1 rRNA gene is annotated in these 2353 nt (G+C 52.2%); it reads right to left on the bottom strand.

Going from position 1 to position 2353, the window contains the following annotated elements:
• A 23S ribosomal RNA gene (locus AC1DSJ_RS30045) occupies positions 1-2163 on the bottom strand; the annotation flags it as partial.
• Between the last annotated feature and the right edge of the window lie 190 nt (positions 2164-2353).

The raw sequence follows: 2353 nt of genomic DNA, 5'->3' as shown, positions 1-2353 counted from the left end.
AAACAAACCAGGGTGGTATTTCAAGGACGGCTCCACGCAGACTAGCGTCCACGCTTCAAARCCTCCCACCTATCCTACACAGATCGGTTCAAAGTCCAATGCAAAGCTACAGTAAAGGTTCATGGGGTCTTTCCGTCTAGCCGCGGGGAGATTGCATCATCACAAACACTTCAACTTCGCTGAGTCTCGGGAGGAGACAGTGTGGCCATCGTTACGCCATTCGTGCAGGTCGGAACTTACCCGACAAGGAATTTCGCTACCTTAGGACCGTTATAGTTACGGCCGCCGTTTACCGGGACTTCAATCAAGAGCTTGCACCCCATCATTTAATCTTCCGGCACCGGGCAGGCGTCACACCCTATACGTCCACTTTCGTGTTTGCAGAGTGCTGTGTTTTTRWTAAACAGTCGCAGCCACCATTTTATTGCAACCCCTTCACCCTCCTGGCGCAGGCCAGTCAAGCTACAAGGGCGTACCTTATCCCGAAGTTACGGTACCAATTTGCCGAGTTCCTTCTCCCGAGTTCTCTCAAGCGCCTTAGAATACTCATCTCGCCCACCTGTGTCGGTTTGCGGTACGGTCTCGTATGACTGAAGCTTAGAGGCTTTTCTTGGAACCACTTCCAATTGCTTCGCAGCTCTAGGCCGCTCGCCCCAYATCCTTGAATTCCGCGCCCGGATTTGCCTAAGCGCCTTCTCCAATACAGGGACCGGGACTTCCAACACCCGGACAACCTTCCGCGATCCGTCCCCCCATCGCATCATACGACGGTGCAGGAATATTAACCTGCTTCCCATCAGCTACGCATCTCTGCCTCGCCTTAGGGGCCGACTCACCCTACGCCGATGAACGTTGCGTAGGAAACCTTGGGCTTACGGCGAGGGGGCTTTTCACCCCCTTTATCGCTACTCATGTCAGCATTCGCACTTCTGATACCTCCAGCATCCTTTACAAGACACCTTCACAGGCTTACAGAACGCTCTCCTACCATGCACTTACGTGCATCCGCAGCTTCGGTGACTGGCTTAGCCCCGTTACATCTTCCGCGCAGGACGACTCGATCAGTGAGCTATTACGCTTTCTTTAAAGGATGGCTGCTTCTAAGCCAACCTCCTGACTGTTTTAGCCTTCCCACTTCGTTTCCCACTTAGCCAATCTTAGGGACCTTAGCTGGCGGTCTGGGTTGTTTCCCTCTTGACACCGGACGTTAGCACCCGATGTCTGTCTCCCGTGATTGCACTCTTCGGTATTCGGAGTTTGCTATGGCGGGGTAATCAGCAATAGACCCCCCAACCATGACAGTGCTCTACCCCCGAAGGTGAGACACGAGGCACTACCTAAATAGTTTTCGGAGAGAACCAGCTATTTCCAGACTTGTTTAGCCTTTCACCCCTATCCACAGCTCATCCCCTAACTTTTCAACGTTAGTGGGTTCGGTCCTCCAGTACGTGTTACCGCACCTTCAACCTGGCCATGGATAGATCGTCTGGTTTCGGGTCTACACCCAGCGACTGAACGCCCTRTTCGGACTCGCTTTCGCTACGCCTTCCCTAATCGGTTAAGCTTGCCACTGAATGTAAGTCGCTGACCCATTATACAAAAGGTACGCCGTCACCCGTTTCCAGGCTCCGACTGTTTGTATGCATGCGGTTTCAGGATCTATTTCACTCCCCTCCCGGGGTTCTTTTCGCCTTTCCCTCACGGTACTGGTTCACTATCGGTCGATCACGAGTATTTAGCCTTGGAGGATGGTCCCCCCATMTTCAGACAGGATTTCACGTGTCCCGCCCTACTTGTCGTACACCTAGTTCCACAACGCTGTTTTCGCATACAGGGCTATCACCTGCTATGGCCGGGCTTTCCATCCCGTTCTGCTAACAATGCTGCTAAAGAGTACAAGGCTCTTCCCATTTCGTTCGCCACTACTYTGGGAATCTCGGTTGATTTCTGTTCCTGCAGCTACTTAGATGTTTCAGTTCGCCGCGTTCGCTTCCCTGACCTATGTATTCAGTCAGGGATGACCCATTCRGGCCGGGTTTCCCCATTCGGACATCTCCGGATCAAAGCTTGTTTGCCAGCTCCCCGAAGCTTTTCGCAGGCTACCRCGTCCTTCATCGCCTSTGAYCGCCAAGGCATCCACCACATGCACTTGTTCGCTTGACCCTATAACGAGTGTGTCTCAAACTTGCGTTCAAGCCGTGCTCGCTACAGGATGAGTTCTCGCATTTGTGCCGTATTCCAAGTCATCTTTCGATCACTTAAATACATTTTGGTTGATACAATCACAACCCGGTATCGTGTTGTACTTCAGCGTCTCATCAACGCTCACGACACCTTTACTACATCCCATATT

This window comes from Achromobacter sp. 01N37 (genome assembly GCF_056399725.1).
The sequence above is the reverse complement of the archived record's forward strand: the minus strand, read 5'-3'. Positions and strand labels throughout refer to the sequence as shown.